We start from the raw sequence: 22,728 nt of genomic DNA, 5'->3' as shown, positions 1-22,728 counted from the left end.
AGAGTGGGCGGCGTGATAGCAAGGGGGGGCGTTGATCGCACGACAATGTGACGAATACCGCATGAAAATGCCTCCTCAAGAGAGCCTGAATGGATGCACGGCAGCGCCGGCGCGAAGCCGAGCGGCGACCGGCGACCGTGAGGGAAGACTGCCATTGGGAGGGGCGGCGTGTTTGCGCTTCGACCGAGCGCACTATTGATTTCGTCACCGCGTGGCGAGACCGCGCCGTTTGCCACGCTACGACGTGGCGCTGGCGTCGTCTCCTGACGACGTTTGACGTTTGTCGACCGATTCCGATCCTGGGCGAATTTATGTTTCGGTATGCGAAACAATGGAGCCGTGCTTAGTCATCGCCCACCGAGCGTAGTGCTTCGGGAAGCGTGTACTCAGACTTGATCGCCGAATGGGCCAACGGCCGCACCTCGATGGCGGGGTCGGACATTGCGCCGGGCGGACGATAACAAGGGGGGAGGGGTACGACACGCGGGTTCGACAACGGTGACATGGCAACTCCTCTCCACGAAGCGTTGCCGCCGCCCGCATCGTGAGCGGAGAGGGCGTTTGCGGCAACTGGGGAGGGACGACGCCATATCGTGCGCCCGCAGGGCTTGGGCGGGGCCGCGTTGTCGATTTCGTCGCGCGTCGCGGGCCGACCCGGCGGTGCGCCGCGCGTGCGCGCGACTTCAGCCGGCCAACCGTCGGCGCGTGTCGTCGTATTCCTGCTTCAGGCGCGCCACGATTTCGGCCACCGGGCGCACGTCATCCATGAGTCCCACCCCCTGACCTGCGCCCCAGATGTCCTTCCATGCCTTCGCCTTGGAGAAGTTCATCGCCGTCTTGTCAGCCGTGGGCAGGTTCTCGGGATCGAGGCCCGCGTTCAGAATGCTCTGGCGGATGTAGTTGCCTGACACGCCAGTGAACAGGTTCGTGTAGATGATGTCGTTGGCACTCGCATCGACGATCGCCTGCTTGTAGGTGTCGCTGGCGTTCGCTTCCGACGAGGCGATGAAACGCGTGCCGATATAGGCCAGATCGGCGCCCATGGCCTGTGCCGCAAGTATCGATCCGCCGTTGGCAATCGCGCCGGAGAGTACGACGGGGCCATCGAATATCTTGCGCACTTCACCGACCAGCGCGAACGGCGAGAGCATGCCCGCATGCCCGCCCGCACCGGCGGCGACGAGAATCAGACCGTCCACGCCGGCTTCGAGCGCCTTGTTGGCATGCCGCAGATTGATCACATCGTGCAGCACGATGCCCCCGTAGCTGTGCACCGCGTCGAGTACTTCCTTGGGCGGTGCGCGCAGACTGGTGATGAAGATCGGTACGCGATGCTCCACGCACACGCGCACGTCGTGCTCAAGCCGCTGATTCGATTGATGCACGATCTGGTTCACGGCGAGCGGGCCGACGACCGCGTCCGGATTCGCGGCTTTGTACGAAGCGAGTTCCTCGGTGATCTGCGACAGCCAATCCTCGAGAATCTGCGGCTCGCGCGCATTGAGCGCCGGGAACGAACCGACGATGCCGGCCTTGCACTGCGCGAGTACCAATGCTGGATAACTCACGATGAACATCGGCGAGGCCACGACAGGCAACGCCAGGTTTTGCAGAATCTTGGGAAGGGCCATGGAGTCTCCTTGAGCAAGGCGTTCGGCGGGCAGCGCGATCGTGTGGACGCGCAATTCGCAGTGCCCAGCGTTAGCGAACGATCGTTCGATTATAGGGGGAATCGCACGTCGCCCGGTGAGCGGGCACTCGAAGAATGCTTCAGTTCCAAAGGCTCGATTCGCGCCGTATCAGGGAAAGTCCCCTTGGAGCGGGCGAGGTCGGGAGCTACGATGAAATCGCGTGCCAAGCGGGGTCAGCATCAGGATGCCGCAGGACGAACGCCGCGTAAGCGACCGTAGCGTTCGTCCGGCACGTCACGTCCTCAAACGCTGCTTGCCGTATCTGGCAAGCGGCGTTGTTTTTTTCGGGGCGCCGCGCCCTATACCGCATACACCCGGTCGGTCGCGCTCTCGTAACGCAGTGCACCTGCCTTCGCGAGCTCTGCAACGAGCGCGTCGAGCAACTCAGGCCAGCCCGACGGCGGCGCAAGCATGGCGGCCGCGTTGCGCCACACGCGCGCGCTGTCGAGCGTTGTCTTGAGCGTCGTGCATGCCAGCTCCGTCTCGGCCATGAGACGGAAGACGATCAGCACCTTGAGCGCGTTGCGAGCATTGCGAACCGGGTCGCTTTGCAGATACTCAAGGCGACCGCGCGCGGCGGCCAGTGCGCCGCCGATATCGTCGAAGGGCTTGCCATGTCCTGGAATCACCAGCGCGACGTCGAGTTGTTCGATGAGATCGAGCACGGCGGCTTGTTCGGCGAATCCGGACTCGCCGTCGAGTTCCGGAAATATCACGCCGAAGCCGCGTTCCCACAGCGCGTCGCCGGAGATCAGGATGCCGTCGGTGGCGTTATAAAGCATCAACGCGTGCGGATCGTGACCCGGCGCGCCGAGCACCCGCCATTCGCGCTCACCGAGCGTCATGGCGTCGCCGGGCGATAGCGTTTCGTCAAAGGCAAAACGCGCGCATCGCTGGCCCGTCGCCTCGAACGAGAGCCGTCGCGCGTCCCAATCACGCACCGGATCGGCTTCGGCCGCCGGTATCCACGTGCGGCAATCGTAACGGGCCTGGAGCGCGGCGTTGCCGCCGCAGTGATCGGAGTGCAGATGCGTATTGACGAGTCGCGCGAGCGGCTGACCGTCCGGCAGGGCGTGCGCGACGAGCGCGAGCGTCTGGTCAGAATGGGTGACGTAGCCGCTGTCGACGAGCGCGGGCGCATCGCCGAGGAACAGAACATTGTTCGACGAGAGCCAACCGCGCTCGAACACGCGAAGTCCGGGGGGCAGGGCAGGCGAGGTCATGGCGATATCTCGTGAGGGGCGATGGTACGGGGGCGAGCGGCGTGTCAGACCGGTTTGGCGCACACGAGAATCTTGGCCGTGGCGGCGATGACCGTCTCGCCGCGTTGGTTGACGGCCTCACCGTCGAGCGACACGATGTCGCCCACGAGTTTCTCCTTCCACAGGCTGTCGGTGACCGTCCAGCGCACTGTGATGTCGTCACCCGCGTGCACGGCGCGGCGCAGTTTCATGTCGAATTCAAGCCCGAGCGGCTGGGCTGTTTTCGAGTAGTGCGTGGCGAGCAAAGCGGCGAGATACGACATTTGCTGCGTGCCGGAAGCAATCAGTCCCCCGAAGCGCGAATCGGCGGCCGCATAGTCGGCATCGAAATGCAATGGATTGAAGTCGTGCGCCAGCCCGGCGAATTCGCGGATCGAGTCGGACGAGAAATGATGCGTGGCGCAGAACGTCTCGCCAACGGTAACGATTTTTCCCATATGCGCTAACAAGAGAGTGGTGTGCCCAGGCGGCTCATCCGTTGCCGGCACCGGGGTCGTTGGCGATCACACGACGATGCTGCACCGGCGGCGCCTCATGCTCGGCTCGCCGGTCGGGCAACAGCGACCAGACATGACGCTTGTCGCCGTCGTCCATGGTCGACCACGCGGCGATCTCGTCGAGGGTGCGCCAGCAACCTGAGCACCAGCCCGTTGCCGGATTCATGCGGCAGACGTTGGTGCACGGCGACGGAACGGGGGAGGCATGCATCGTCGTAATTTTCGTGACGGTCGTGAGGTCGCTTGAGGTGACGTGGGGCGGTGCGCGATATCAGACCGGCAGGCCGAGCTTGGCCGCCTTCTCGCGCAGTTTTCCGTGGAATCGTGCCTGATCGACGATGACGCGCTCGTGGGTGCCGGCGCTCACTTTGTCGAGACCGTCCCAGGCTTCGACTTCGAAGCGCAGCGTGCGGCCGGCGACATCCACGAGCGTGCCTCGAATGCGCAGCGTGTCGCCCGCCGGGGTGGCCGCCAGATGCGAGAACGAGACGAGCGTGCCGAGCGATTGCTCGCGCGGCCAGTCGAGATACGGGCGAATTGCCTGCAGGCACGCGCATTCGAGAATGCCCGCGAGATAGCCGGTCGCAAGCACGGCGGGCATGTCGCGGCATAGCGCGACGTCGTCGTAAAGTTCGGGGACCACGGCCTTTTGCGGCACACGATAGGTCCACTCGAATGTCAGGCCCGGCACAAGTTCTGGGCTTGGCATGGCAGGTCTCCTTGAGGTGGGTCCTGGCTGAGTCGGTAAGCTGCGCCGGCCACTTCGCCGCCGGCGTTCGTTCAGTCGCGCAGCGCCACGTCGACGACGGGCGCCCCCGTCATTGCCACGAGCTGCTTCGGCGTCAGGCTGAATACCGCATGCGGGTGCCCGGCGGCGGCCCACAGGCTCGCGAGCTTGAGCAGGTCTTCGTCGATCAGCGTGACGGGCGAGACGACATGCCCGATCGGGCTGACACCGCCAATCGAATAGCCGGTCTTTTCCTTGACGAAGCGCGCGTCGGCGCGAGCCAGTTCCCCCACCTGTGCAGCGACCTTCTTCTCGTCGACGCGATTGATGCCGCTCGCGATGACCAGCACCGGCGTATCGTCGGCGGCGCGGCGGAAGATGATCGACTTGGCGATCTGGGCCACCTCGCAGCCGAGCCCGGCGGCCGCTTCGGCGGATGTCTTGCCGGTCGCCGGCAGCATCACGATCGGTTGGTCGTGGCCCATGCCGGCAAGCAAGCGCGCAACGTGACGGGCGCTTTCGGGAAGCGCCTCCTCTTGGGCAAATGCGGCAGTCTTCGGGGTCTCGCTCATGGTCGGTTCAGTGTCGTCGAATGGCTGATCGTGCACTTGTCGTGCACAGAGTGTCCGCGAGTTCATGGGTCGCCAAGGCTTCAGGCGCACGCCGTCGCGGCGTCCTGCAACTTCGTGAGCATGGCGCGTCCTGCGCGCGAGGCGTTCGGGCGGCCGATGGCCTGCGAAATGAAGTCGCCCGCGCGCACCACGGCGTCGAGGTCGATGCCGGTCTCGAGGCCAAGCCCATGCAGCAGATACAGCACGTCTTCCGTCGCCACGTTGCCGGTCGCGCCCTTTGCGTACGGGCAGCCGCCGAGACCGGCGACGGACGAGTGGAAAATCGAGATGCCCGAGAGCAGCGCAGCGTAGATGTTGGCTGTCGCTTGTCCATAGGTGTCGTGGAAGTGGCCGGACAGGCGCTCGATCGGGAACACGCTCGCGCAGGCTTCCATGACTTCGCGCGTGCGCGACGGCGTGCCCACGCCGATGGTGTCGGCAATGTCGATCTCATCGCAGCCGAGCGCCGCGAGCCGATGGACGACGTCGACCACGCTGGCGACCGGCACTTCACCTTGATATGGGCAACCGAGCGCGCACGAGATGCTGCCGCGCAGGCGCAGGCCCGCGTCCTTTGCCGCGCGTGCGACCGGTTCGAAGCGTGCGATGCTCTCCTCGATGGTGCAATTGATATTGCGTTGCGAGAACGCCTCGCTCGCGGCGCCGAAGATCACGACTTCGTCCGCCTTGGCCGCCACGGCCCCTTCGAAGCCGCGCATGTTCGGCGTGAGCACCGAGTAGATCGTGCCGGGGCGGCGCGTGATGCCGGCCATGACCTCGGCGCCGTCGGCCATTTGCGGCACCCATTTGGGCGAGACGAACGACGTCGTTTCGATGTTGGCGAAGCCAGCGGCCGACAGACGATCGATCAGCGCAATCTTGATGTCGGTCGGGACCGGCTGCTTCTCGTTCTGCAGGCCGTCGCGCGGGCCGACTTCGAGCACCTTCACGCGTTGCGGCAGATGCGACGTGGACAAGGACATGGGTGGTCTCCTCGGAGGGGTTCAGGCAAGGGATCTGTCGCGCAGCGCTCAGTATCCGCGCGTCGGATCGACGATGCCGGTAATGGCTTCGCCGCGCTCGAGCGCGGCGATCTTGCCCGCGATCTGCGCGACGGTTTCGTCACGCAACGTCAAGGCCGAAATGTGCGGCGTGATGGTCACGCGAGGGGCGCGCCAGAACGGATGATCGGCCGGCAAGGGTTCGGTGCGGAAAACGTCGAGCGTTGCCCCGGCGATCTGGCCGCTGTCCAGCGCGGCAAGCAGATCGTCTTCGACCAGATGTGCCCCGCGCGCCACATTGATCAGGAACGCGCCTTGCGCCAGTTTCGCGAACAAATGGGCGTTGAGCACATTCTCCGTTTGCGGCGTGAGCGGCAACAGATTGACCAGAATGCGGGCACCGGACACGCAGGCGTCGAAGCCCGCGTCGCCGTGATGCAATTCGATACCGCTGTCGTGCATGCCCTCGCCGCGCTGGCTGCGACGCCACGCGCGTACCGGAAAACCGAACGCCTTCAATGCCTTGGCGACATGCGCGCCGAGCGTGCCGTAGCCGAGCACCGCCACGGGGAAGTCCGTCAGACGGTTCGGCTTCTGAAACTTCCATTGGCCTTGCGCTTGCTGAGCGTCGAACACGTCGAGACGACGGAAGTAACGCAGTGCGGCGGCGCTCACGTACTGCGCCATCTGGTCGGCCATGCCGGCGTCTTCCAGGCGCACCAGCGGCACGCCCGGCGGCAAGTGGTGCGCGCCTTCGCCGCGCGTGCCGAGCACGCCGTCGACGCCGGCGCCCAGGTTGAAAATGGCTTTCAGACGCGCGCGCGGCAGCAGTACTTCCGCGTTCGGCTTCCAGAGCACCAGATAGTCGGCCGGTGCGGCATCGCCGGGCTGCCAGCCGCGAATGTTGGCCTCGCGCAGATGCTCGGCGAGGCTGGTTTCGTACGGGGCGGTCTTGCCGTCCGGGGAATAGATCAGGATGTCCATGTATTGCGGGGCAGGCGCGTATTGGAGCGTGACGAAGAGCGCGACGAAATTTGACGACGTTTGACGCAGCGACAGGGTCAACGAGGTGGCGACACACGGGCACGCACTGACGGTGCCGGCGCGCGCGCTCGGCACACGTCAGATCGTCGCTCAGGCAGGTGTCGGCGGCGTGGTCGCATTCACTCGGTTGACGTTAACGTCAAGTGTAACGCAGCTTGAGGTGCGGCGCGCATTGGGGCGCTCAGCGGGCGGCGTATCGGGGCGAGGCCCGAGGAAGGCGTGAGAATGTGCGTGCGGCGCAGCGGTCGAGCGGCCCGCTGCGCCCGGACCGCTCAGGCGTTGGCGGCGGCGCGCAACGTCACAAGGTTGACCGCAAAGTTGTGGCTGTCGTCGGCGATCCAGACGTCACCGTCCTGAATCGTGCATTGCAGTCGCATCGTGCGCGACGCGAGTGCCGTGAGCGCTTGCGCAGACGCTTCGTCGAGCATCCGCACCGTGAGGTTCGACAGGCGGGTGATCTGCGATTCGGTTGCTTGCCACCAGATGGCGGCAGGCTTGCCGCCATACGCCACGACGTCGACGTGCGCCGCACGGCCCGAGGCCTTGATGAGGCGTCGCGCGTCAGGCTGCCCGACGTCGATCCAGCGGACGATGTCGCCCCCGAAGTCGTGCTCCCACAAGTCGGGCTCATCGGCGCTCGAGAGGCCCTTGCCGAACGAGAGGCGTTCGCCTGCATACAGCATGAAGGCGAGCAGTCGCACCATCATGCGTTCATCGGTTTCCGACGGATGCCGGGCGAGCGTGAGGCTATGCGCGGCGTAATAGTGGCGATCGAGGTCGGTGATTTGCACCTCGGCCTTGTAAATGGTGGCTTTGAGTGCCATGCCGGGAAGCCGCAGGAATGAGGAAAGTCGCAAGCATACACCAGCGTCGGAAACTCGCTAAACCTGCTCGGACGGGCCCGCTGCGTCGACGGCGCGCTGCGGCAAGGGGGCGGTAAGCTCGGTATACTGGCGGCCCCGTCTCACCTGATGTGTCGCCCATGCCGGCTCCCGCACCGCAAACGATCGACGTCAACGGCTATCCGATGGCGTACGTCGAAACCCCCGCACCCGCCGACGCCATCGGTGCACCTCTCGTGCTGGTTCACGGTTCGCTTTGCGATTGCCGGTACTTCAAACCGAATATGGCGCCGTTGGGGCAGCGGCGGCGGGTCATCTCGGTGAGTCTTCGCCACTACTGGCCCGAAGCCTGGAACGGCCATGACGGCATGTTCTCCGGTGAGCAGCATGCCGAGGATCTGGCCGCCTTCATCACGACGCTCGGCGTCGGCCCGGTTCACGTGCTCGGCCATTCGCGCGGCGGCTATGTCGCGCTTCGCACCGCACTGCTCGCGCCCGACACCGTGCGCTCACTGATACTGGCCGACCCGGGCGTGGAAATCGGCGGCGGCCCCATGCAGATTCCACTCGACAGCCAACGGGGCAACTTTCGCGAGCAGGCGCTGGCGGCCATCGAGGCCGGCGATATCGACGGCGGACTGGCCATCTTCATCGACACGGTGAGCGGCCCGGACACGTGGCGTCGCATGGTGCCGTGGTTCAAGCAGATGGTGCGCGACAACGCTCGCACCTTGATCGGTCAGGTGGCCGAGCCGCGCACGCCCCTGCCGATCGACGCCCTCGGCGCCTTGCATGCGCCGGTATTGCTGATGGGCGGCGCGGAAAGCCCCGCGCCCTATCCGGATGTGTTGAACGCGCTCGCGTACGCCATGCCGGAGGCCCGTCGGATGGTGATTCAAGACGCCTCGCACGGCATGAATCTTGCCAACCCGATTGCGTTTCACCGCGCGGTGGACGCCTTCCTCGGAAACGACTGAAGCCCGAGGGCGTCAGACGCCCGGACGAGCGCACTGCCGGACACCGGACACGAATGCGCCGTCGCGAACAAGGGCCTTGCCTTCATTCGTCGCGTAACACGCCGTGCCCCAGGCGCAAGCTGAGCGTGCGCACCAGATCGGCCATCCACGCCTGATCGCGATCCGATAGCTTCTGCATGGCCCGGTTGAGCGACGGATAGGGATCGCAGGGCACCGTCACGCCTGAATCCGCCGCGACGCCGTTCGACGAGTCGAAGGCCAGCAGCTCATGCGGCGGCAGCCCGAGCGTGTCGGCCAGAATGCAGATGTTGCGCAGCGAGATATTGCGCTTGCCGCGCTCGACACCGCTCAGATATGAGCGCGCCAGACCGCTTTCCAGCGCAAGCTTGTCTTGCGCCCAGTTGTACTTCTTGCGCAAACCGGCCAGATGTCTGCCGAATCGAAATAAATTGGTGTCCATAAGAATGTTTTCCTTGTTAGGGACGAGAAGATTGGAACAAAAATCCGGCATTGGGGACGGTGCCTCGGGTATCCCCCGTTTGCGAGGCACGAACTACCGAGTCTGCAACGCGGATTTTTTGCGGACTTTCGGAGAAGGCACAACGAGTGCGGGCCTTCCGACGGTAGTGGTGGCGCCAATCTGCGTACCGCTGCGACGGCATTGCGATACGTCATGTCGCACGCCCGTCAACCAGAGCCGCGCAGTTTGACACCGGACATCCCGGGTGACGTGATGACGGGATTCTGAAAGGTTCCGCCTTGGGATGTCACTCGATGTCGACGGCGTCAACCGGCGGTCGTGTCGAGCCGCCCGCACTGGCGGCAGGCGTCAACTTGCGGACACTCCTGATGGGACGGGCGTGCGCGCGCGTGGCACGCCGCGCCAATACGCCAATTGCGGGGGTGTGAGGTCCTTGCAGAGGCGATCGCTTTGGTGAGAGGCTCGGTAACTTTTACAAGACGAACGATCGCGCAATGTCTCCTCGATACTGGGGAGACTTTGCGCAATGTCCTAAGAATCAATTGCCTCGCAATCGCTCACTCTTCATCGCTGATGGGGAAACGCGGAGGGTCCTCGCGCGTGATGGCCTCGGACCTGACGGGGATGTCCGGCGCGGCGCAAGCGTCTTGACTGTCCGACGGTGTGCGTTGCGGTTCGCGGATGCGGGCGGGCGGATGCAGGGCGTTGGAGTTCTCGGCCATGGCGTAATCCTGTTCGACCGGCGCGGCGAGCTGATGACACCGGGACACGCCTGCGTCGAAGCCGGGCGGGGCGGTCGGTCGCCCGGATGCGCTCGCGAAGGCTGCGCAGGCCGCGTTGGCGTCGTCCATGTCGTCCATGCCGTCGGGATCCTCACGCTCATCGTCAACACTGCTGTCGGGCGACGTGTCGGACGATGCGCACGTGTCCGTGCCGGCGTCGCTGGCTGGCGGCGGGGCGGCCTGACTCAGGCGAGAGCTGAGGCTTCGGATGATTTCGGCGAGCCAGACCTGATCGCGGTTTTCGAGGCGGCACAGCGAGCGGCTGATTTGCGGTAGCGGCGTGCGATCGGTCGACGCCGTGGCGTCTGCGGCGCCGGGCGCTGCCTGCGCGAAGCGCAGCATCTCGGACGTGGGCACCCCCAGCGTATCGGCCAGTACGCAGATGTTGACGAGGGCGACGTTGCGTCGGCCTCGCTCGATGCCACTGACATACGAGCGTGCCAGACCGCTCTCCAGCGCGAGCTTTTCCTGCGACCAGCCGCGCGCCTTACGCAAGCGGGCCAAATGATCTCCGAACAGCGCGAGTGGATTCGTTTGCATGGCGGAACTCCGTTGACGAGTCAAACAGCGTAATCAATCCCCCCGCGCCTTGCGACGTTATATCGCTTTCCTCCCCATGCGTTACAGGCGGGCCTCTATAAAGAGTCGGTGACGCTTATCGCGCGAAATTTATCGGATGTTTCCCAATTCTTTGGGCAGTGCACGGCCCTGGCGCATGCCGTGCAAGGCGGGGCGGTGGTCTGGTCTCGCCCGTCGCGACCCTTCCGCGACCCCTCCGCGCCCCTGTCGGGAGGGGGACGGTGACGAGCTGCACGAGGTTGACGCTGCCCGCAGTGCGTCGTGGGACGACGATGCGGGCCAAGCGGGCGATGCGAGGTCTTCTGAACGAACGTTGCGGCGTACGGGTGCGTGCGATCCATCGGGTTCCGACCGGTTTCGCCGAGGTTGCCCGCATCGCGCGCGCCGCGAGTAGAATGAATCAGGAGAGTCTGACACGTAGACCGCGTATGCGGTGTGCCACTCCGGGCCCCACGGTGCGGTGGCATCGTGCGCGTTACGTGATCGCCGATCGGAGCAGCGTGATGCCAGAGAGTCAGCAAGACGATTCGGCGCGGGCGGACGGTTCGCACGACCGACGAAGGGTGCCGTCGCCCGTCACCATCGACGCGGCGATCGCGGGGAGGGGGAAACGTTTTGTACGCCGACTTTATCGTCTGCGCGCCATTGGTCTGGGCATCGGCTTTTTCTGCGTCGCGGGTGTCTTTTATCAACATACGCTGTCCACGCCGCTTTGGCTCTGGGCGCTGCTGATCTTCCACGGGTTTGTCTGGCCGCATGTGGCGCGCGTTCTGGCGCTGTCACGGCCGGTTCCTTATCGCGCCGAGCATACGAATCTGCTCATTGACGCAGCATTCGGGGGATTCTGGGTTGCCGCGATGCAATTCAATTTGCTGCCGAGCGTTGTGGTGCTGGCGATGATGTCGATGAACAACATTGGCGCGGCGGGCGTGCGGTTATTTCTTCAGGGGCTGCTCGCGAGTTTGGCTGGCGGACTGGTCGGTGTTGCCGTGCTCGGCTTTCATTGGGCGCCGGCGACCGACACGTTCAATGTCATCACCAGCTTGCCGATGTTGATTCTCTATCCCATAGCGCTGGGGAAGGTCACGTACGACCTGGCGCAGAAACTGGCGCAGCGATCGCGTGAGATGGAGCATCTGTCGCGTCACGACGGTCTGACGGGCTTGCTCAATCGCCGTGCGTGGGAGCAGAGACTGGCGGAGATTCACACGCACTGCATGCGCACCGGACAGCCGGCCTGCCTGGTGCTGATGGATCTGGATCACTTCAAGCGAATCAACGATACGTTGGGCCATGCGGCGGGCGACGCGGCGTTGGCACGCTTTGCCGGGCTGTTGCGCCAACGATTGCGTGACGTCGATGCCGTTGGCCGATATGGCGGTGAGGAGTTCGGTGCCGTGCTGGTGAATACCGCGAGCGTGGCGGGTCAGGATACGATGCATCGCCTGCTGGTGGATTTGCGCGCACGCGTGGCGCAGGCCGAATCGCAAATGCAGGCGGGGCACGCCATGGCGCTGGCCGAGTGCACCGTGAGTATGGGGTTGGTGCCGTTCTCTGCGGCGTTCGATACGCCCCAATCGTGGCTTCAGCAAGCGGACCGTGCCCTCTATCGCGCCAAGCGTGGGGGGCGCGACGGTATGGTCGTCATTGACGTTGGGGAGGGGGGGCGGGTTCGCGAAGTCGGGGCTGGCCCAGATGTCGGCTCAGACGTCGGCTCAGAAGCCGGCGCGGGTGCCACCCATGACATTGGCGCGCCGCATTGATCAGCGCTTGCAGAGGCGGGTCAGTGCCCCGCGCAGAGCGGCGGGCAGCGCGGCTGCGAAACCGAACGGGCGCGACAGCGCTGCCAATCCCTCGCCGTTGAGCACACGAGCGCCTTCGAGGTGCGTGGCCAGCAGGCAGAAGGCTTCTCGATTCATACCGACGCGCTCGCACACGACATCGAGTTGTTTCAGGTCGTTCGGATGCAGGGTGAGGGTGAGGGTGATGCGCTCTGAGTCGGTGTTCATGGCTAGCAGTGGGTCATTTTTTGAAAACATCGGCCATGCCGCGCGCAGGGCGCGCATGCCAAGCGCCCACGCGATAGCGCAGGCGAGCGTGATCCGACTGCGCGATCGGCGGCAGGCACAGCAAACCCGTCGAGACGCCGGACCGACGGAACGACGCCCTCGCGGTGGCGAGGTCTGCGGTCCCGGCGATGCGCGCAATGCGAGATCGAGGTATCGAGGTATCGAGTTGTCTAATGCAACGCGTGGGCAGTACGAGGCTGTGGCGCGCAATCCGTCGCCTGAATCGCGGGCGGCGGTACGGCTCTGACGCGAGAGAGCGACGCCTCGTAACCAAAAGGAGGGATGACGCTCCATCCGGCCAAGATGCATGTGCCGGAATACAGCATGGAGACTGCGAACTACGACAACGGACTACCGACGACGACCGCGGCGGGTATTCCCTGCGACAGCACTTGTTGCCGCGCATACCGCGATGACTGCGGCGAATTCTAAATGGATTCGACTCTAGGGTAAACCCTTAAAATTGTAAGTAATGTCGCTTTTTGGACGAATGCGCTCCATTTGTCCAAACATTCGTTTGAATGTTAAGTGCTTCAAATCATGGAGAAATTGACCCCAACCCGCGTGCGTCAACGGGTTCGGGCCAATATCGACGTGATCGATCAGAAGCTGTGCTTCAGACCCATACCGACCAGCAGTTGCGTCCGTGCGCCGGCGTCGAGACCGTACGAGCCGACCGATGCGCTGGCTTCCACCGCCTGGCCGTGGCTCAACGTCTTACCGACTGCCTGTTGATAGCCGCCAATGACATAGGTCGACGTGCGCTTGGACAAGGCGTAGGTGACACCCGCGTTGAACTGGTTGTAGTGAGCCCCGATGTTGCGATCGCCACGCATACGCGTGTAGCTATAGCCGATGCCGGTGTTGATCGCCGGCGTCAATGCGTACGTGGCAAAGGCGTTGACCGTATCGAATTTCCCCGTGCCGGTGAAGTCCGAAAGGCCATCGCTGGCGTATTGCGCGTGCGAGAACGACAGTCCCAGAATCGCCGGGCCCACGGCGTACTTACCGCCCAGGCGTGCAATGCGTACCTTGCTCGCCGTACGGAAGCCGCTGTTGATCGGTGAGTTGAACAGCGAGCCGGCGCTGCTGGTCCACCCGCGGTCGCCAAAGTCGGCACTCGTAATGTCGTTCACCCGGTTGGAACCGCCATCCGCGAAGAAGAAGCCCGCGCCGAGGGCAATCGGCCCATTGCTGTAGGCACCCGCGAAGCCATACGCGCGGCCCGCGCCTTCCTTCCCCGCAACGTTGCCCGTCGCATACATGCCTTCGAACTGCAGACCGCCGAAGTTCGGCGTGGCATACCGGATCGAGTTGTCGATGCGGGCGCCGTTGTCGTAGTTGTCGACGTCGCCCGGCGTGGCGAAGAAGCCGCCGAAGTAACCGTCGGCAGTCACCCCTTGCACGAGGTTGACGACCGGATCGTACTGACGGCCGATCGTGACCTCACCCCACTCGGCGCTCTTCAGACCAACGATGGCCTTGCGTCCGAAGACGCGACCGCCGTTACCCTGCTTGCCATCGACCGCGTTGAAGCCGCTTTCGATCTGGAACAGCGCAGACAGCCCTTGGCCCAGCGGCTCCGTGCCGCGCAGGCCCCAGCGGCTGCCGGAGAGAATGTTGCTCGTGATCATCGAGCGCGATTGCGGACCGTTGCCAGTGGCGGTGTGGTTGGCGTGCACGAACCCCGAATCGATCGTGCCGTAGAGGGCGACGTTGTTTTGCGCGCTAACGCTGGCAGGCAGCGCGAGCAACGTGAGAGTTGCGGCAAGCGCAAGGGCGCGCTGGCCGGTGTACGTATGTGGGCGTTGAGTCATGGTGTCGAGCGGCTTTGCCGCGCAGGGTTGAAATCGACACCGAGAATATTTCCGAACACCCATTCGGATTCCTTATGAAAATTCCGAATGTGCTGAAATCCCCATGGCAGCGACCGCCTCTCTAGGTCGCTGTGAGATTTTCTAGGAACCCTCCTCAAAATTCGCAGATAAATACCGCAGTAAGCGGTAGCGCGGAGGAATCCGTCCTGCGTGTGTCAATTCGTGCCCGTCGTCAGGGCGATGCGCGACACCGCCCACGCGCGGCGATGCGGCGCTGTCGAGTTGGCTTTCGCTGTGCGCCGGGGGCTGTGTGCTGTGTGCCGGGCGCGGCAGCGTGCGCCCCGACGTGCAAAGCGGCGTGGTGTCGAGATGTTGTCGAGATGTTGTCGAGATGGTGTCGAGATGGTGTCGAGGTGGTGTCGACGGGGTGCGGGCGCGCCGCACCCCGAACGCGGGCTATCGCTTGAACGCGAGCAACTGCGCGCCTTCCGGCACCTGATCGCCGACGGCGTACAGCACTTCTTCGATCTCGCCGTCGGCCGGCGCGCTGATGGTGTGCTCCATCTTCATCGCCTCCATGACGAGCAGCGGTGCGCCCTTCTCGACCTTCGTGCCGGCCGGCGCGAGCACGGCGATGACCTTGCCCGGCATCGGTGCCGTCAAGCGGCCCTCGCCGCCTTCCTGTTCACCGGCCTGTGCCAGCGGATCGTGCCAGCGCAGCGTCCACGACTGAGCGTCGGCGAAGACGTGCGCCGTCTCGTGTTCGAAGTCGACGTGTCCCTGAACGCGCCGCTCGCCGAGCGTCACGCGATACACCCCGGCGTCGTGTGCGTAGCGATACGGATACGTCTGCGCATCGACGCTCAGCGTGCTGCCCTGCGGCCCGCTGGTGAGGACGGCGCTCAGACGCGTCTCGCCATGATCGAACGACATCGTGCGCTGATAGTCGCCGTTCAGACGCCAACCCGTCGCAAGCTGCCACGGCGAATGATGGTCGATGCTGTCTTGGTACTTGCGGCGACCGATCACCGTTTCGCGCGTCAGTTGCGCGGCCACGGCCAGCGCCAGCGCAGTCGCGGGCACGGGGGCGGCCGCCGGGAACAGCGTGTCGCGATGGCGCTCGATCAGGCCGGTGTCGAGATCGGCCCCGGCGAACGGCTCGCTGGCGACCAGACGGCCGAGGAACGCGATGTTCGTTTGCACGCCGACCACGCGGTACTGGCCGAGTGCGCGGCGCATGCGCGCAAGCGCCTCGTCGCGGTCCTGGCCCCACACGATCAGCTTGGCGATCATCGGGTCGTAGAACGGCGAGATGGTGTCGCCTTCGCGCACGCCCGAATCGATGCGTACGGCGGCCGGTGCGGCAGCGCTGCCGATGTCGAACTGAACCGCTGCGGGCGGCCGCAATGTGCAAAGCGTGCCCGTCGACGGCAGGAAGTTGTTGTCCGGGTTCTCGGCGTAGATACGCGCCTCGAGCGCATGGCCGTGAATGCGCAACTCGTCCTGCTTGCGCGGCAGGACTTCGCCCGCGGCCACCCGCAATTGCCACTCCACCAAGTCGAGGCCGGTGATCATCTCGGTGACCGGGTGCTCGACCTGCAGGCGCGTGTTCATCTCCATGAAGTAGAACGAGCCGTCCTGATTGGCGATGAACTCGACCGTGCCTGCGCCCACATAGCCCACCGCCCGCGCGGCGTTGCAGGCGGCGTCGCCCATGGCGCGGCGGCGCGCATCGGACATGCCTGGCGCCGGGGCTTCCTCCAGCACCTTCTGGTGACGGCGCTGCACCGAGCAATCGCGCTCGAACAGATAGACGCAGTTGCCATGCGTGTCGGCAAACACCTGAATCTCGATGTGACGCGGACGCGTCAGATATTTCTCCACGAGCACGCGTTCGTCGCCGAAGCTGCTCGCGGCTTCGCGCTGGCACGACGCGAGCGCGGCGCGGAAATCGTCGCTGCGCTCCACGACGCGCATGCCCTTGCCGCCGCCGCCTGCGCTGGCCTTGAGCAGCACGGGGTAGCCGATCTCGTCGGCGCGAGCGTGAAGAAAGGCGGCCTCTTGATTGTCGCCGTGATAGCCGGGCACCAAGGGGACGGCCGCGCCTTCCATGAGGGTTTTGGCAGCGCTCTTGCTGCCCATCGCGTGAATGGCGCCGACCGGCGGGCCGATGAACACGATGCCGGCTTCGTGACACGCGGCGGCAAACGCCTCGTTCTCGGACAAGAAGCCGTAGCCCGGATGAATCGCCTGCGCGCCGGTGGCCTTGGCGGCGTCGATGATGGCGTCGATGCGCAGATAGCTGTCGCGCGCCGCGGCACCGCCAACGTGCACCGCTTCGTCGCATACGGCGACATGTTTGGCGTGCGCGTCGGCGTCGGAGTAGACGGCCACCGTGCGAATGCCCAGCCGTGCGGCCGTCGCGGCGACGCGGCAGGCGATTTCGCCGCGGTTGGCGATGAGAATCTTGTCGAACATATTGCCTCCGGAAAACGATCGATTGGGGTGGCGCTCGCGCATCGTACGTAGACACCATGCTTCCGCTCGTGACGGAAGGCCGATGCACCCGCGCCGTTCTCTTTGCTATCCAACTTCGCCGCGCCGGCGGATCGTCTCATGCGATCTCGTTGCCGTCGCGGCGTTCAATCTCTGTCAACGCATCCTTCAACGCCGGTCCTGCGACGGGCGCGCGCTCAGTGCGTGGCGCAGGCCGTCAGGCCGTCGCACTCGCCGGGGGCTCCGGGGGCTCCGGGGGTTCCGGTGGTGCCGAGTTGCGCCTCGGTCGACGTATGCATGCCCAGGCGCGCGAGCAGCGCGCGGTCGTGCTCGGCCTGCGGATTCTGCGTGACGAGCAGCTTCTCGCCGTAGAACATCGAGTTCGCGCCGGCGAGGAAGCACAGCGATTGCAGGGCGTCGTCCATCATCTCGCGGCCGGCCGACAGGCGCACCATCGCACGCGGCATCGTGATGCGCGCCACGGCGATCATGCGCACGAAATCGAACGGATCGACCGTGTCGTTGTGCTCGAGCGGCGTGCCTTCGACCTTCATGAGATTGTTGATGGGGACCGACTCGGGATACGGCGACATGTTGGCGAGCTGCGCGATCAGGCCGGCGCGCTCGCGGCGCGTCTCGCCCAGGCCGACGATGCCGCCGCAGCAAACCTTGAGTCCCGCGTCGCGCACGCGCGCGAGCGTGTCCAGACGATCCTGATACGTGCGCGTGGTGATGATCTGGCCGTAGAACTCGGGCGACGTATCGAGGTTGTGGTTGTAGTAGTCGAGGCCGGCGTCGCGCAGTTGCTCGGCTTGTCCGTCACGCAGCATGCCCAGCGTGACGCACGTCTCCAGCCCCAGCGCCTTGACGCTGCGCACCATTTCGCCCACGGCGTCGACCTGATGCGGCTTGGGGCTGCGCCAGGCGGCTCCCATGCAGAAACGGGTCGCCCCGGCGTCCTTGGCGCGCTGCGCCGCGGCGACGACTTCCTCCACAGGCATGAGCTTCTCGGCTTCCACGCCGGTGTCGTAGCGGGCCGACTGCGGGCAATAGGCGCAGTCCTCCGGGCACCCGCCGGTCTTGATCGAGAGCAGCGTCGAGAGCTGCACGGCGTTGGCGTCGAAGTGCGCGCGATGCACCTGTTGCGCGCGGAAGATCAGATCGTTGAACGGCAACGCGAAGAGCGCTTCGATGTCGGTGACCGTCCAGGGCGTGTCGTTGCGGCGCAGGGCTTCGTCGTGTCCGTGAGCAGCGGTGTGTGCGTGAACTTGCATGCGGGTGTTCCTTGGATTCTGTGGAGTCTGTGGATTCGTTGATGTCGCGCGATGGGCGTGCGCGCTCAGGGCGCTGCGTGCCGGCTTGCCGATGGCGGCGTTTCAGACATGCGAGGCCGTGCCGCGTCGACGAGCGGCGCAATGTCGAGGTAGCCGGAGGCCGTCGCGGCATCGGGGTGGGGCAGGTGCGGCACGCGCCCGAGCAGCGGTGCGGACAGCCGCGCGGCAATCGCGTCGACGTTCGCCTCGACATGGCGCATTGCGGGATCGACATGATTGGCGACCCAGCCCGCGAGGGTCAGTCCGCGCGCGGCGATGGCTTCGGCGGTGAGCAGCGCGTGGCTGATGCAGCCCAGCCGCAAGCCGACGACGAGAATCACCGGCAGGCCGAGCTGACGTGCGAGATCGGCGGTATCCGGGGCGTTGGCGTCGGCGCCAAGCGGTACGCGAAAGCCGCCCACGCCCTCGACAATCACGAGATCGGCACGCGCGGCGACACGCGCGTAGCCCGCGCGAATCACCCCGCAGTCGAGCGCGACGCCTTCGGCGGCGGCGGCAATGTGCGGTGCCGTGGCGTCCTTGAGTACGTACGGACAGTACCAGTCGTCGGGCAGCTTCAGATTGCTCGCGAGATGCAACTGTTCGACGTCTTCGTTGACGAAGCGCCCGTTGCGCTCGGATGCGCCGGCCGCCACCGACTTCACACCCGCACACACCAGCCCGCGGCGCGCGGCGGCATGCAGCAGCGCCGACGCAACGAGCGTCTTGCCGATTTCCGTGTCGGTGCCGGTGACGAAGAACGCGTGGCGTGCGGGCGTGGGCCGTTCGGCCGGGGTATCGCGGGGGACGATGAAATTCGGATCAGCCATGCGCATGCTCCGTCCAGTCTCGGTCGAGTTCGTTGATGGCGGTGGCGAGCCGGGTGATGTCGTGCGGCGTGTGGGCGGCGCTGAGCGCGATACGCAGGCGCGACGTGCCGGGCGCCACGGTGGGGGGACGGATGGCGGGCACCCACAGGCCCGCCTCGGCCAGACCGGCCTGCGCGTGCAGTGCGGCCGCGTTTTCGCCGAGGATGATCGGCTGCACGCCGGTGGGTGAAACCAGGTGCTGCCAATGTTGCAGTGCGAGCGCGTCGCGCAGTTGGGCGATGCGCGCTTGCAAGGCGGCGCGACGCGCCCGGCCTTCATCGCCGGCGATCAGCGTCAGACTCGTGAGCAGCGCATGGGCCTGCGCGGGAGCAGCGGCTGTTGTGAAGATGTAAGGCCGCGCGCGATTGATGAGCCATTCGACGACGCGCCGGTTGGCGGCGACGTACGCGCCGCCGACGCCGGCGGCCTTGCCGAGCGTGCCGATGACGACGAGATTGGGCGAGCGCAGATTGAAATGCTCGAACACCCCCCGGCCGTTCTCGCCGACGACGCCAAAGCCATGCGCATCGTCCACGATCAGCCACGCGTTGTGCCGCTCGGCGAGCGCGAGCAGCGACGGCAGGGGCGCGATGTCGCCGTCCATCGAGAACACACCGTCGGTGACGATCAGCTTCGTCTCGGCAGTACTGGCGTCGAGCAGCGCGGCGAGGGCATCGACATCGCCATGCGCATAGATGTGCGTACGCGCTCGGGAGAGCCGGGCGCCGTCGATCAGCGAGGCGTGGTTGAGCGCTTCGGAGAAGATCTCGGCGTCTTTGCCTGCGAGCGCGGAGATCGTCGCCAGATTGGCCATGTAGCCGGTGCAGAAGTACAGCGCGCGGCCCTCGACGAGGTGCGGCGACATGAAGTCGGCGAGCGCATCCTCGAGTTCCGCGTGGGCCTGCGAATGCCCGCTGATGAGGTGCGAGGCGCCGCTGCCTGCGCCGTAGCGCCGCGCACCCTCGATGAGCGCCTGCACGACCTTTGGATGCGCGGCCAGGCCCAGATAGTCGTTGCTGGCGAAGGCAAGCACGTCGCGACCGTCGGCGCGTACGTGCGGCTGGCACGGCGTGGACACCACGCGACGGCGGCGTCGCAGATGCGCACGGTCGATACTCGCGAGTTCCGCGTCGAGGCGGGCGAACAGGGGATGGGGTGTCATGCGCTCACCTCCGTGCCCGGTGTCATCGTCGCATCGAAGGCCGCGAGCGTCTGTGCCGCCAGCCAATCGATGGTGCCGTCATCGAGCACATACGGCGGCATGAGATAGACCGTCGCGCCGATCGGGCGCAGCAGCACACCGCGTGCGCGGGCTTCGGTATAAAAGCGCTTCGCGAAGCGGCCAGCCGCGCCGGGCGTGTCCGGCAATACCGCATCGAACGCCCAGATCATGCCGCGATGGCGGAAGTGGATCGCGCGCGCATCATTCGCCAACGGGGCGAGTGCCTGCGTGAGTCGCTTTGCGCGAAGCGCGTTGCGCGCGAGCACGTCGTCGTCGGCAAAGATGTCGAGTGTGGCGAGCGCCGCGCGGCACGCCAGCGGATTGCCGGTGTACGAGTGCGAGTGCAGGAAGCCGCGCGTGGTGTCGTCGTCGTAGAAGGCGTCGAAGATCGCGTCGCGCGAGAGCACGAGCGACAGGGGCAGATAGCCGCCGCTGATGCCCTTGGACAGCGTGAGCAGATCGGGCCAGACGCCGGCCTGTTCGCTCGCGAAGAAGGTGCCGGTGCGCCCGCATCCGACGGCGATCTCATCGGCGATCAAATGGGCGCCGTGCCGATCGCACGACGCGCGCACGAGGCGCAGGTACTCGGGATCGTGCATGGCCATGCCGGCAGCGCACTGCACCAGCGGCTCGACGATGACGGCAGCCACGCGCCCCTCGCGCTGCGTGAGCAACGTGTCGAGTTCCGCGGCGGCGCGGCGGGCAACGTCGGCCGGCGTTTCGCCGTCGCGGGCATTACGTGCATCGGGCGAGGCCACTACGTGGGCGTGACGCAGCAGCGGGTCGTAGGCGTCGCGAAACAGGGCGACGTCGGTCACGGCGAGCGCACCAAGCGTTTCGCCGTGATAGCCGTGACGCACGCACACGAATTCGCGCTTGTCGCTGTGCCCCTGATTGCGCCACGCGTGGAAGCTCATCTTGAGGGCGATCTCGACGGCGGAAGCGCCGTCCGACGCAAAGAACGCATGGCCGAGCACGCCACCCGTGAGCGCCGAGAGCCGCTCGGCGAGCGCGACGACGGGCTCGTGCGTGAAGCCCGCGAGCATGGCGTGTTCGAGGCGGCCGAGTTGATCGACGAGCGCGGCGTTGATGCGCGCATTCGCATGGCCGAACAGATTGACCCACCACGAGCTGATCGCGTCGAGGTAGCGCTCGCCGTCGGTATCGACGAGCCAGGGACCTTCGCCGTGAGACAACGCGACGAGGGGCAGCTTTGCCTGTTGCTTCATCTGCGTGCAGGGGTGCCAGACCTGTCGCAGACTGCGCGCGGCGAGATCGCCGGGGCCGGCGGGGGGGCGCATGGAGGCGTCCATCATTGACTCCTTGGTGGGCCGCAACGGACGACGTTCGCTGTTTGACGCGCGTCTTCCGTCCGGCTGGCCAGTGGCGTGCATTGCGCGAGGCGCTGCCGCATCGGGCCGGAGGTGGGGGGATGGACGCATGGTAGGCAAAGCATTTTGGCAGGGCAATAGGCGGAAATGGCGTGAAAAATCGTAGTCTTACGTGCCGTAGCAAGATGTTATCGGCAAGTTCGCAAAACCCGACGATAACGTTGCGGCATCTCCGCCGTCACCCCTCCCCAAAAAATTTGTAACCGATGATGCGCGCTGGCGTGCGGGCGAGGCTCAGGACGCCTCGCGCCACGACGGCGAGCGTTTCTCGAGGAACGAGCGCACGCCTTCGCGGCCTTCCTCGGAGGCGCGGATCTTCGCAATGCGCTCCGCCGTGTCGGCGATGGCGTCGTCGTCGATCTCACGGCTCGCGAAATCCTGCACAAGGCGTTTGCATTCCTTTACAGCGTTCGGGCTGTTGTCGACCAACGCCTTGACCAGCGCCTGCACGGTGGCATCGAGCGCCTCGGCGGTAACGACTTCGTGCACGAGTCCGTGACGGTGCGCCGTCGATGCGGTGAAACGCTCCGCCGTGAGGAAGTAACGGCGCGACGCCGCCTCGCCCAGGGCGCGAATGACATAGGGGCCGATGGTTGCCGGAATCAGGCCCAGCTTCGCCTCGGACAGGCAGAAGTGCGCGGTGTCGACGGCGACGACGATATCGGCCACTGCGGCAAGGCCCACGCCACCGGCGTAGGCGTCGCCCTGCACGCGGGCGATCACCGGCTTCGGGCAGCGATAGAGGGTACTGAGCATGACGGCCAGCGTCATGGCGTCGGCGCGGTTCTCGGCGTCCGAGTAGCCGGCCATCTTCTTCATCCAGTTCAGGTCGGCGCCCGCGCAGAACGCGACGCCTTCGGCGGCGAGCACGATGACGCGCACGTCGTCGTTGGTGGCGAGCGCGCGAAATGCGCCCGTCAATTCCTCGATGACTGTTTCGTTGAAGGCGTTGCGCACCTCCGGACGATTGAGCGTGACGGTGGCGACGTGGGCGTCGACGCTGACTTTTAGCGTGGCGAGATTCATGACGTGGAAATCCTCGATGGCGCGGTGCGCA

The 22,728-nt window shown here is 65.6% G+C and carries 20 protein-coding genes and 1 pseudogene; 2 read left to right on the top strand and 19 right to left on the bottom strand.

Translation table 11 applies throughout. The features are described from left to right. Positions 1–683: 683 nt before the first annotated feature. The 9 genes from ACE3UG_RS02470 to ACE3UG_RS02430 form a co-directional block, all read right to left on the bottom strand. Complete coding sequence (locus ACE3UG_RS02470; protein WP_374619133.1) at positions 684–1,631, bottom strand: NAD(P)H-dependent flavin oxidoreductase; 948 nt, start codon at positions 1,629–1,631, stop codon at positions 684–686. A gap of 359 nt (positions 1,632–1,990) precedes the next feature. After that, positions 1,991–2,914, bottom strand: coding sequence for an MBL fold metallo-hydrolase (locus ACE3UG_RS02465; RefSeq protein ID WP_374619130.1), 924 nt, complete (start codon positions 2,912–2,914; stop codon positions 1,991–1,993). Positions 2,915–2,958: 44 nt separating this feature from the next. Next, positions 2,959–3,390: a MaoC family dehydratase gene (locus ACE3UG_RS02460; RefSeq protein ID WP_374619128.1), complete on the bottom strand. Its 432-nt coding sequence runs from the start codon at positions 3,388–3,390 to the stop codon at positions 2,959–2,961. A 34-nt stretch (positions 3,391–3,424) separates the two neighbouring features. Next, positions 3,425–3,661, bottom strand: coding sequence for a DUF1289 domain-containing protein (locus ACE3UG_RS02455; protein WP_374619126.1), 237 nt, complete (start codon positions 3,659–3,661; stop codon positions 3,425–3,427). A 60-nt stretch (positions 3,662–3,721) separates the two neighbouring features. Beyond that, positions 3,722–4,159 carry a thioesterase family protein gene (locus ACE3UG_RS02450; RefSeq protein ID WP_374619124.1) on the bottom strand — a complete coding sequence of 146 codons (438 nt, stop codon included), beginning with the start codon at positions 4,157–4,159 and terminating at the stop codon, positions 3,722–3,724. Positions 4,160–4,230: 71 nt separating this feature from the next. After that, entirely contained in the window at positions 4,231–4,749 is a 519-nt protein-coding gene (locus tag ACE3UG_RS02445) for a YbaK/EbsC family protein (protein ID WP_374619121.1), read from the bottom strand. 80 nt (positions 4,750–4,829) lie between these two features. Next, positions 4,830–5,771 (bottom strand): hydroxymethylglutaryl-CoA lyase, encoded by a 942-nt coding sequence (locus ACE3UG_RS02440; protein WP_374619118.1) that lies wholly within the window; start codon positions 5,769–5,771, stop codon positions 4,830–4,832. Positions 5,772–5,819: 48 nt separating this feature from the next. Next, entirely contained in the window at positions 5,820–6,773 is a 954-nt protein-coding gene (locus tag ACE3UG_RS02435; protein ID WP_374619311.1) for a 2-hydroxyacid dehydrogenase, read from the bottom strand. Between the two features lie 332 nt (positions 6,774–7,105). After that, positions 7,106–7,657 carry a YaeQ family protein gene (locus ACE3UG_RS02430; protein ID WP_374619116.1) on the bottom strand — a complete coding sequence of 184 codons (552 nt, stop codon included), beginning with the start codon at positions 7,655–7,657 and terminating at the stop codon, positions 7,106–7,108. 158 nt (positions 7,658–7,815) lie between these two features. Here ACE3UG_RS02430 and ACE3UG_RS02425 point away from each other — a divergent pair, with 158 nt between their 5' ends. Beyond that, a complete protein-coding gene (locus ACE3UG_RS02425) occupies positions 7,816–8,652 on the top strand; it encodes an alpha/beta fold hydrolase (protein WP_374619113.1) in 837 nt (278 codons plus the stop codon). A gap of 82 nt (positions 8,653–8,734) precedes the next feature. Here the strand turns inward: ACE3UG_RS02425 and ACE3UG_RS02420 are convergent, their stop codons facing one another. Both ACE3UG_RS02420 and ACE3UG_RS02415 read right to left on the bottom strand, forming a co-directional pair. Continuing rightward, positions 8,735–9,112, bottom strand: coding sequence for a helix-turn-helix domain-containing protein (locus tag ACE3UG_RS02420; protein ID WP_374619111.1), 378 nt, complete (start codon positions 9,110–9,112; stop codon positions 8,735–8,737). 578 nt (positions 9,113–9,690) lie between these two features. Beyond that, on the bottom strand, positions 9,691–10,455 hold the full coding sequence (locus ACE3UG_RS02415; protein WP_374619108.1) for a helix-turn-helix domain-containing protein: 765 nt from the start codon (positions 10,453–10,455) through the stop codon (positions 9,691–9,693). A 542-nt stretch (positions 10,456–10,997) separates the two neighbouring features. Between ACE3UG_RS02415 and ACE3UG_RS02410 the strand changes: the two genes are divergently transcribed. Continuing rightward, a complete protein-coding gene (locus ACE3UG_RS02410; RefSeq protein WP_374619105.1) occupies positions 10,998–12,257 on the top strand; it encodes a diguanylate cyclase in 1,260 nt (419 codons plus the stop codon). Here the strand turns inward: ACE3UG_RS02410 and ACE3UG_RS02405 are convergent, their stop codons facing one another. The 8 genes and pseudogenes from ACE3UG_RS02405 to ACE3UG_RS02370 all read right to left on the bottom strand — a co-directional run bounded on the left by ACE3UG_RS02405 (position 12,258) and on the right by ACE3UG_RS02370 (position 22,697). Next, entirely contained in the window at positions 12,258–12,560 is a 303-nt protein-coding gene (locus ACE3UG_RS02405; RefSeq protein WP_374619102.1) for a hypothetical protein, read from the bottom strand. It lies immediately after the preceding gene. Between the two features lie 605 nt (positions 12,561–13,165). Next, positions 13,166–14,380 carry a porin gene (locus ACE3UG_RS02400; protein WP_374619099.1) on the bottom strand — a complete coding sequence of 405 codons (1,215 nt, stop codon included), beginning with the start codon at positions 14,378–14,380 and terminating at the stop codon, positions 13,166–13,168. A gap of 456 nt (positions 14,381–14,836) precedes the next feature. Next, the gene (locus ACE3UG_RS02395) at positions 14,837–16,858 is read right to left on the bottom strand and encodes an acetyl-CoA carboxylase biotin carboxylase subunit (RefSeq protein ID WP_374619097.1); all 2,022 of its coding nucleotides are present in this window, start codon (positions 16,856–16,858) and stop codon (positions 14,837–14,839) included. A 215-nt stretch (positions 16,859–17,073) separates the two neighbouring features. Continuing rightward, positions 17,074–18,075, bottom strand: a pseudogene (gene bioB / locus ACE3UG_RS02390) (biotin synthase BioB); the annotation flags it as partial. Between the two features lie 140 nt (positions 18,076–18,215). After that, positions 18,216–19,019, bottom strand: coding sequence for a dethiobiotin synthase (gene bioD / locus ACE3UG_RS02385; RefSeq protein ID WP_374619095.1), 804 nt, complete (start codon positions 19,017–19,019; stop codon positions 18,216–18,218). Beyond that, positions 19,012–20,220 carry an 8-amino-7-oxononanoate synthase gene (gene bioF / locus ACE3UG_RS02380; RefSeq protein ID WP_374619092.1) on the bottom strand — a complete coding sequence of 403 codons (1,209 nt, stop codon included), beginning with the start codon at positions 20,218–20,220 and terminating at the stop codon, positions 19,012–19,014. The genes bioD and bioF overlap by 8 nt, the downstream gene beginning before the upstream one ends. Beyond that, positions 20,217–21,593, bottom strand: coding sequence for an adenosylmethionine--8-amino-7-oxononanoate transaminase (bioA, locus tag ACE3UG_RS02375; protein WP_374619309.1), 1,377 nt, complete (start codon positions 21,591–21,593; stop codon positions 20,217–20,219). The genes bioF and bioA overlap by 4 nt, the downstream gene beginning before the upstream one ends. 312 nt (positions 21,594–21,905) lie before the next feature. Next, a complete protein-coding gene (locus tag ACE3UG_RS02370) occupies positions 21,906–22,697 on the bottom strand; it encodes an enoyl-CoA hydratase/isomerase family protein (protein ID WP_374619088.1) in 792 nt (263 codons plus the stop codon). Positions 22,698–22,728 lie beyond the last annotated feature (31 nt).

This window comes from Pandoraea sp. (assembly GCF_041919235.1).
Classification (GTDB): Bacteria; Pseudomonadota; Gammaproteobacteria; order Burkholderiales; family Burkholderiaceae; genus Pandoraea.
The sequence above is the reverse complement of the archived record's forward strand: the minus strand, read 5'-3'. Positions and strand labels throughout refer to the sequence as shown.

Coding starts and splice junctions, on each gene's coding strand:
- ACE3UG_RS02465 (WP_374619130.1), bottom strand. CDS start 2,914: ATGACCTCGCCTGCCCTGCCCCCCGGACTTCGCGTGTTCGAGCGCGGT.
- ACE3UG_RS02395 (WP_374619097.1), bottom strand. CDS start 16,858: ATGTTCGACAAGATTCTCATCGCCAACCGCGGCGAAATCGCCTGCCGC.
- ACE3UG_RS02415 (WP_374619108.1), bottom strand. CDS start 10,455: ATGCAAACGAATCCACTCGCGCTGTTCGGAGATCATTTGGCCCGCTTG.
- ACE3UG_RS02445 (WP_374619121.1), bottom strand. CDS start 4,749: ATGAGCGAGACCCCGAAGACTGCCGCATTTGCCCAAGAGGAGGCGCTT.
- ACE3UG_RS02405 (WP_374619102.1), bottom strand. CDS start 12,560: ATGCGCGCCCTGCGCGCGGCATGGCCGATGTTTTCAAAAAATGACCCA.
- ACE3UG_RS02450 (WP_374619124.1), bottom strand. CDS start 4,159: ATGCCAAGCCCAGAACTTGTGCCGGGCCTGACATTCGAGTGGACCTAT.
- ACE3UG_RS02430 (WP_374619116.1), bottom strand. CDS start 7,657: ATGGCACTCAAAGCCACCATTTACAAGGCCGAGGTGCAAATCACCGAC.
- ACE3UG_RS02455 (WP_374619126.1), bottom strand. CDS start 3,661: ATGCATGCCTCCCCCGTTCCGTCGCCGTGCACCAACGTCTGCCGCATG.
- ACE3UG_RS02410 (WP_374619105.1), top strand. CDS start 10,998: ATGCCAGAGAGTCAGCAAGACGATTCGGCGCGGGCGGACGGTTCGCAC.
- ACE3UG_RS02425 (WP_374619113.1), top strand. CDS start 7,816: ATGCCGGCTCCCGCACCGCAAACGATCGACGTCAACGGCTATCCGATG.
- ACE3UG_RS02400 (WP_374619099.1), bottom strand. CDS start 14,380: ATGACTCAACGCCCACATACGTACACCGGCCAGCGCGCCCTTGCGCTT.
- ACE3UG_RS02420 (WP_374619111.1), bottom strand. CDS start 9,112: ATGGACACCAATTTATTTCGATTCGGCAGACATCTGGCCGGTTTGCGC.
- ACE3UG_RS02460 (WP_374619128.1), bottom strand. CDS start 3,390: ATGGGAAAAATCGTTACCGTTGGCGAGACGTTCTGCGCCACGCATCAT.
- ACE3UG_RS02435 (WP_374619311.1), bottom strand. CDS start 6,773: ATGGACATCCTGATCTATTCCCCGGACGGCAAGACCGCCCCGTACGAA.
- ACE3UG_RS02440 (WP_374619118.1), bottom strand. CDS start 5,771: ATGTCCTTGTCCACGTCGCATCTGCCGCAACGCGTGAAGGTGCTCGAA.
- ACE3UG_RS02370 (WP_374619088.1), bottom strand. CDS start 22,697: ATGAATCTCGCCACGCTAAAAGTCAGCGTCGACGCCCACGTCGCCACC.
- ACE3UG_RS02470 (WP_374619133.1), bottom strand. CDS start 1,631: ATGGCCCTTCCCAAGATTCTGCAAAACCTGGCGTTGCCTGTCGTGGCC.
- bioA (WP_374619309.1), bottom strand. CDS start 21,593: ATGGACGCCTCCATGCGCCCCCCCGCCGGCCCCGGCGATCTCGCCGCG.
- bioF (WP_374619092.1), bottom strand. CDS start 20,220: ATGACACCCCATCCCCTGTTCGCCCGCCTCGACGCGGAACTCGCGAGT.
- bioD (WP_374619095.1), bottom strand. CDS start 19,019: ATGGCTGATCCGAATTTCATCGTCCCCCGCGATACCCCGGCCGAACGG.